Here is a 1,744-nt window from a genome sequence, read left to right as displayed (position 1 = left end):
CGCGTCGCCAGCACCGCCCGCTTGTCGGCTTCGGTCAGCCCGGAAATGCGGATGGCGCGTGCATAGGTCTTGCGTGGCGGCGTCACCACCGCAACGGTGCGCAGCGGTGCCTTCGGCTCGGCTTCAGCCGTCTTCGGCTTGGCCGCGTCCGGCGCCTTGGCCTGTTCGGCTTCGGCTGCCTTGGCTTTGTTGGCGGCTACGCTGCCGACCGACGAAAACTCGCCTGTCGCCATCCACGCCGCGAAACCAATGAGCACAACAATGGCTGCAAGCTTGTGAAACCTGATTCTCGGCATCGTCGTTGTTTTCCACTGCGGGTTCGGCCAGCGTCCTCATAACGCGGGCGCGTCGCCGATATGGGTGCGCGCCAAGCCGTGTTCAATTTGCCGTGATCGGCGAAGCGCGCTTCTACATCAAAGTTGCACCGCAATATAGTGTGAAAGTTGCAAGATCATTGCCCCGGCGGACAAGATGCGCCCGCCGCGGCCCAGTCTTCGATCGCTTGATAGGTCGCTTCGGCAGAGTCCGGAGCCGGTTCACGATCCGGCCCCGGCGCCCAGCCCCAGGCGACCAATCTGTCGTCGCGAACATGCAGCGCGATGTCCTTCAAGCTGCGGTTGCCATTGCGCAGGGGATCCTTGATCTGGGCGCAGATTTCGGCCGAGGATTTGCCGAACCAGGCCATCTCGGCCGGCGCCAGATGCCAGTTCTCGGCCCCGGGCGGCCCGTGCAATGCCTTGGAATTGCTGGAGAAATGGCAAGCCGTGCAGCGCAGGCCCGGATTGCCGAAGCCCGACCCGTCAGCACCGCGCTGGACATTGAAGGCGTGAACGCGCGTACCGCCATAGTGCGCGCCCGACCATCGCGGCCGGTCGTCCGCGACATGACAGTCGGCGCAGCGCGGATGCGAGAACACCGCATAGACCTTGTCCCATTCGGACAGGCCTTTCGCCGCGTCGACGGTCGCCGGCGCCGGCGTCTGGCTCTCTTGCGCAATCGCAAACGGCGCTGCGAGCACGAGCATGGCAGCAGGCGTCAGCATGATGAGGAGCTTCTTCATGCGAAGGCCACCGTTTTCGACAGCGGCAGCGTGCGGATGCGCTTTCCGGTGAGCGCGAAGATGGCGTTGGCGAGTGCTGGAGCCGCCGGCGGTGTGCCGATCTCGCCGACGCCGCCCATCTTGTGGAAATTTTCCAGGATGGCGACTTCGAAGACCGGGCACTGGAAGATCCGCATGGCATCGAAATCGTGGAAGTTCGACTGTTCGACCATGCCGTCGGCGAAGGTGATTTCCTGACCCATCGCTGCCGAAAGGCCGTAGATGGCGGCGGAAATCAACTGCGCCTCGATGATGCCGGGATCGAGCGCGGTGCCGACATCGGCGGCGATCCACACCTTCTCGATGCGGATGCCGGCCGGCGTGTCCGCCACCTGAACGATCTCGCCGACCCAACTGCCGAAGGACAGCGTGAAGGCCATGCCCTGGGCCTTGCCGGCGGGCAGCGCCTCGCCCCATTTCGCTATCGCGGCGACTTTCTCGACCACCTTCACCGCCGAGGGATAGGCGGCCATCAGTCTCTTGCGCATCTCGACCGGATCGATTTTTCCGGCGACCGCGATCTCGTCCATGAAGCCCTCATGGAAGAAGCCGTTGACCGAACTGCCGACCGAACGCCAGGAGCCGACAGGGATGGAGACCGGCGCCGCGATACCCCTGACCCGGTAATTCGGGATCGTGTAGGGC

At 64.3% G+C, this 1,744-nt stretch carries 2 protein-coding genes and 1 pseudogene; all 3 read right to left on the bottom strand.

Annotated features, from left to right (window positions below; genetic code table 11):
- Positions 1 to 296, bottom strand: a pseudogene (locus EN914_RS34340) (efflux transporter periplasmic adaptor subunit); the annotation flags it as partial.
- Positions 297 to 451: 155 nt separating this feature from the next.
- Positions 452 to 1,060 (bottom strand): hypothetical protein, encoded by a 609-nt coding sequence (locus EN914_RS34335; RefSeq protein WP_024502949.1) that lies wholly within the window; start codon positions 1,058 to 1,060, stop codon positions 452 to 454.
- On the bottom strand, positions 1,057 to 1,744 hold a 688-nt coding region (locus EN914_RS34330; RefSeq protein WP_164779132.1), incomplete at its 5' end, for a molybdopterin cofactor-binding domain-containing protein. The genes EN914_RS34330 and EN914_RS34335, both read right to left, overlap by 4 nt.

It is taken from the genome of Mesorhizobium sp. M7A.F.Ca.CA.001.08.2.1 (genome assembly GCF_003998455.1).
Classification (GTDB): Bacteria; Pseudomonadota; Alphaproteobacteria; order Rhizobiales; family Rhizobiaceae; genus Mesorhizobium; species Mesorhizobium ciceri.
This window is presented reverse-complemented; position numbering and strand designations above follow the sequence as displayed.

What these genes read in the sequence shown, in the direction of transcription:
- EN914_RS34335 (WP_024502949.1), bottom strand. Translation starts at nt 1,060, where the DNA reads ATGAAGAAGCTCCTCATCATGCTGACGCCTGCTGCCATGCTCGTGCTC.